Consider the following 4,745-nt stretch of genomic DNA (forward strand, 5'->3'; position numbering starts at 1 on the left):
CTAGGCTTAGTTTTTTGCATTTGTAATGCTATTCATAACATTAAATTGTCTGAAAATTTATTGAAAAATGAGTGAAAACATGATATAATGAAACGTAAAATTAATTCAGGTTTCCTGAACCAATAGGAGTATACAATGAAAAAACTAGGTTTTGTCCTTTTATCTTCAGCCTTGCTATTGACAGCTTGTGCTGTTAGGTTTGAAAAATCAGCAGATACAACCGATTCATCTAAGGTGACAGCTTTATCTGAAGACAAGCAAAAAATGCTTGATAAGGCCACTGCTGACTATAAGACTTTTGTGCAAGAGCAAATCGATAAACTCTTGACAGATACGGAAGGCTTTGTCAAACTTTTGAAAGAAGGCAAGTTAGAAGAAGCTAAGAAGGTTTATCCACTGATTCGTATGTCTTATGAGCGTTCAGAACCAATTGCCGAGAGTTTTGGTGAGTCAGATGTCAAGATTGACTTCCGTTTGGCAGACTACATGGACGAAAACAAGACAGAAGAAGGATGGTCTGGATTCCATCGTATCGAGCGTATTCTTTGGGAAGACAATACAACTAAAGGGACTGAAAGCTATGGCGATCAGTTGGTCAATGATATCAAGGAATTGAAAGCTAAGATTGCAACTGTAGATGTGGACTACAAGGTTATGTTGACTGGGGCGGTTGACTTGCTTAATGAAGTGGCAACAAGTAAGATTACAGGTGAAGAGGAAATTTATTCTCATACAGACTTGTCTGACTTCCGTGCCAATATCGAAGGTGCTGAGAAGATTTTCCAACTTTTTAAGCCTTTACTTGAAAAATCAGATGCTAACCTAGTTAAAGAATTGGAAGTAGATTTCAAATCTGTTAATAGCTTGTTGGACAAACACATGACCGACAAGGAACACTACAAACTCTATACAGATTTGACAAAAGAAGATACCAAAGAATTGTCAGAAGCTGTGACAAAACTTGGTGAACCTCTATCACAAATGGGTAAATTTCTTAGTGGAGAATAAGAGTCATGACTGAAAAAGACGAAAAGTTTTTTGAGAAGAAAATGGACCGTCGAGAATTTCTAAAAAAAGCAGGGATTGGAGGGGCTGGTTTAGCGCTAGGACTCTCTGGTGCTTCTGCTTTTTTCGCACCTAAGCTAGGAAGTCAGGAAAAAATCTCGTACGGAAATGAAAAAATTGCTTTTTATGGCAAGCATCAAGCTGGGATTAGTACGCCCATGCAAAAGAATATCTATTTTGTTGTCCTAGACCTGCATACGACGGATAAGGATAAGATTATCCAGCTATTCAAGGATTGGACGGATTATAGTGCTAAGTTGGTCGAGGGGGAACTGGTCAAAAAAGATGGTCAGAATACTCTCTTGCCTCCGAGCGATACTGGTGAAACAGTCGGGCTCAACCCTCATCGTTTGACGCTGACTTTTGGTGTGTCTGCCAGTTTCTTGAAAAAGATGAACTTGGAAAACAAGCGTCCTCAAGTGTTCAGAGATTTACCGCCTTTTCCTAAAGAGCAATTGCGTGAAAAATATACTGGTGGAGATATTGTGATTCAAGCTTGTGCCGATGATGAGCAGGTTGCCTTTCACGCTATTCGCAATCTCATCCGTAAGGGGAGAAATGCAGTGACCCTTCGTTGGAGTCAGTCTGGTTTTGCAGCAATCGGGGATCGAATGGAGACACCGCGTAACCTCTTTGGTTTTAAAGATGGAACAGCAAATCCAACCAAGGAGCAAGACTTTGACCGCGTTATCTGGGCTGATAGTAAGGACTGGATGGAAAATGGTTCTTATATGGCGGTTCGTCGGATTCAGATGTTTTTAGAGACTTGGGATCGCACTAGTCTTGAAGAACAAGAAAACACCTTTGGTCGTTACAAGGAAAGTGGTGCCCCCTTTGGTAAGAAAAATGAGTTTGATGAAGTGGATTTGAGTCTTTTGCCTGATGATTCGCATGTTCGGTTGGCTAAGGAAGTGGATAAGCCACTTTTGCGTCGTTCTTACTCTTACTCAGATGGAATTGATGAAAAAACTGGTCAGTTTGATACGGGCTTGCTCTTCATTTCTTTCCAGAAGGATCCTGATAATTTTGTTAAGGTTCAAACCAATTTAGGTGCTACAGATAAGATGAATGAATATATTACTCACATCGGTAGTGGACTCTTTGCTTGTTTTGGTGGTGTGGAGAAAGGAGGCTACATTGGTCAGAAATTATTGGAAGGCTAAAAGCTGGTTACTAGTTTTAGCTTTGTCATTTTTAATTCTTTCCCCAGTAGGTGCCCAAGAGAGTCTGAGTTCTTACTTTGTGAAAATCACAGATGCTTCTAAAGCGGTAAAAAATGGCAATCAGTCTGAGGCCCAGAAACTCGTTATGGAGATGGCATCAGAGTTCGAAAGAGTAGAAAATAAGGATTCTGAGGCTGGTAAAGTCGTTAAGGAAAAGTTAGCTCAGTCAGGCGAGATTACTGAAGACAAACTCACCGAAATTTCTGCAGCCCTATTAGCCTTTGAAAAAGAACAAAATCCTGTTGACCTAGATGCGGAAAAAGAAAAATTGGTAAACCGTCTAAGTCCTCGTTTTGAAGCCTTAGAGCAGGCCATTGCCTCCAAAGATTTGGAAAAGGTACGAGAAGCTTTTAAGAAAATGAATTCCACTTGGACTATAAATGAAAGTGTGGTTCGTGACAATAGTACGGCCCATTATGGACGTGTTGAAACAGCTATTTCTTTCTTGCGTAGTAGTATGGAAACCGAGCCTACAGATTTCAACTCAATCCAGATTTCCTTTGAGGACTTAAAAAAGGCTATTGATGATTTTGTAACTGGAAAAGAAGTCGTAGCAACATCTTCTGATTTGAGTCTCAAAGATGGTATTGCTCTTTTGAAGAAAGCTTTGGAACAATTCCAAGCTGGTGACCAAGCATCAGGAGCAGCCAGTATGAAGGAATTTATTACTATCTGGCCAACGATTGAGGGCTCTGTTAGCACGACCAATCCATCCCTCTATACACGAGTGGAGAGTGAAAGCCCTGTGATTATGGTCAAGGGAAGTGAGAAGGAATACCAAGAAAAATTAGAAAAACTGATAGCAGATTTATCACAAATTGATACTAGCGCACGTTACAATGCCTTTGATGCTATGCTGATTCTCCTAAGAGAAGGAGTAGAGGCTCTCTTAATCGTTATGGCCTTGGTAACGACCTTGAAAGCAGCCAAGATGCGAAAGGGACTCAAGTGGGTTTATAGTGGTGCTATCACTGGAATCATGGCCAGTCTACTTATTGCCTTTATCCTGCAAATTGCCTTTCCAGCAGTAACATCAGGCTCCAATCGTGAAATCATCGAAGGAGCAGTGGGGATTTTTGCGGTAGCTATGATGATTTTGATTGGAATCTGGCTCCACAGCAAATCCTCGGTCAAAAAATGGAATACCTTTATGGAGTCACAAATGGAAACAGTGACTAAGACAGGTTCCTTTATTTCCATGTTTGCTCTCAGTTTTCTAGCTGTCTTCCGTGAGGGAGCAGAAACCATTCTCTTTTATGTCGGAATTTTACCAAGAATTTCCAGCTTTGAATTTGTCTTTGGAATTTCACTTGCCTTGCTAGTTTTAGTAATTATTGCCATCGTGATGAACAAGGCCAGTCAATTCTTCCTGCCACATAAGGTCTTCTTTATCTTGACTTGGATGATTTATGCTCTAGCCTTTAAGATGTTGGGAGTTAGTGTCCACGCTCTTCAGTTAACCAATATGGCACCTAACCACTTGCTGACAGGCTTTCCAACAATCGACCTTCTTGGAATTTATCCAAGTTGGGAAGGCTTGACCAGCCAGCTAATCTTTGTTGTTATTGTCTTGATTGTCACTTTTAGACAGGGTGAAAAATAAATGGATAGAAAAGAATTGACAATCGTGGAACATCTGGTAGAATTTAGAAAGAGATTATTGGCTGTAGTCATTTGTTTCTTTTTGGTATTCTGTGTTTCTCTGCTTTTTGCAGACCAGATTTACCAGTATGTGACCCAATCTTTTCAGCAAAAGTTGATTGTTTTAGGACCTAATGATATTTTATGGATTTACATACGTTTGTCTAGTCTGATGGCCTTTACCATCACCTTGCCTTACACGGTGTATCATATTTGGTCTTTCATTAAACCCGGTTTAAAGAAGGAAGAAGCTAGAGCTGTCTTTGCCTATATTCCAGCTAGTTTCCTTTGTTTTCTAGTTGGACTGGCTTTTGGTTTTTACTTTGTAACACCGGCCTTACTTCAGGTTTTATTAGGGTTGGGAGAAGGACTATTTGAAACGCAGTTAACAGCTCAAAATTATCTGTCCTTTGTTTTTCAAACGACCTTGCCTTTGGCTCTGATTTTTGAATTGCCAGTTATCATTGCCTTTTTGACGTCGATTGGACTTATTGGACCAGAAATATTGACTGCTTATCGCCGATATGCCTATTTTATCTTATTGGTACTCGCAGTCATCTTAACACCAGCTGACTTTGTCAGCGATTTGGCAATGACTGCCCCCTTGATATTACTCTATGAATTAAGTATTGCTATTAGCAAACACATTATGAAACGCAAGCAGAAAGGAGAGAGGAATGGGAATCTTACGTGATATTGGAGCACCAGGATTGATTATCATCGTTTTAGGAGCTCTCTTGATATTTGGACCAAAACGATTGCCTGAACTAGGCGAGTCAATCGGTAAAATGCTATCTGAATTTAAAAAAGCAGTTA

Annotated in this window: 5 protein-coding genes; all 5 read left to right on the top strand. The window is 40.1% G+C overall.

The window, feature by feature from the left end:
- Positions 1 to 135: 135 nt before the first annotated feature.
- Entirely contained in the window at positions 136 to 1,008 is an 873-nt protein-coding gene (efeO, locus tag SMIDD26_RS03140) for an iron uptake system protein EfeO (protein ID WP_061438875.1), read from the top strand.
- 5 nt (positions 1,009 to 1,013) lie between these two features.
- Positions 1,014 to 2,228 (top strand): iron uptake transporter deferrochelatase/peroxidase subunit, encoded by a 1,215-nt coding sequence (gene efeB / locus SMIDD26_RS03145; protein ID WP_061438877.1) that lies wholly within the window; start codon positions 1,014 to 1,016, stop codon positions 2,226 to 2,228.
- The gene (locus SMIDD26_RS03150; RefSeq protein ID WP_061438879.1) at positions 2,203 to 3,891 is read left to right on the top strand and encodes an FTR1 family iron permease; all 1,689 of its coding nucleotides are present in this window, start codon (positions 2,203 to 2,205) and stop codon (positions 3,889 to 3,891) included. Before efeB ends, SMIDD26_RS03150 begins: the two co-directional genes overlap by 26 nt.
- A complete protein-coding gene (tatC, locus tag SMIDD26_RS03155) occupies positions 3,892 to 4,623 on the top strand; it encodes a twin-arginine translocase subunit TatC (protein ID WP_061438882.1) in 732 nt (243 codons plus the stop codon).
- Positions 4,607 to 4,745, top strand: a 139-nt coding sequence (locus tag SMIDD26_RS03160) for a twin-arginine translocase TatA/TatE family subunit (protein WP_061438883.1), incomplete at its 3' end; no start/stop codon positions are given. The genes tatC and SMIDD26_RS03160, both read left to right, overlap by 17 nt.

The sequence above is a fragment of the Streptococcus mitis genome (assembly GCF_001579035.1).
Classification (GTDB): domain Bacteria; phylum Bacillota; class Bacilli; order Lactobacillales; family Streptococcaceae; genus Streptococcus; species Streptococcus mitis_J.

Bases quoted from the DNA above. Each gene is read 5' to 3' on its own strand.
- efeO (WP_061438875.1), top strand. From the start codon at position 136: ATGAAAAAACTAGGTTTTGTCCTTTTATCTTCAGCCTTGCTATTGACA.
- efeB (WP_061438877.1), top strand. From the start codon at position 1,014: ATGACTGAAAAAGACGAAAAGTTTTTTGAGAAGAAAATGGACCGTCGA.
- tatC (WP_061438882.1), top strand. From the start codon at position 3,892: ATGGATAGAAAAGAATTGACAATCGTGGAACATCTGGTAGAATTTAGA.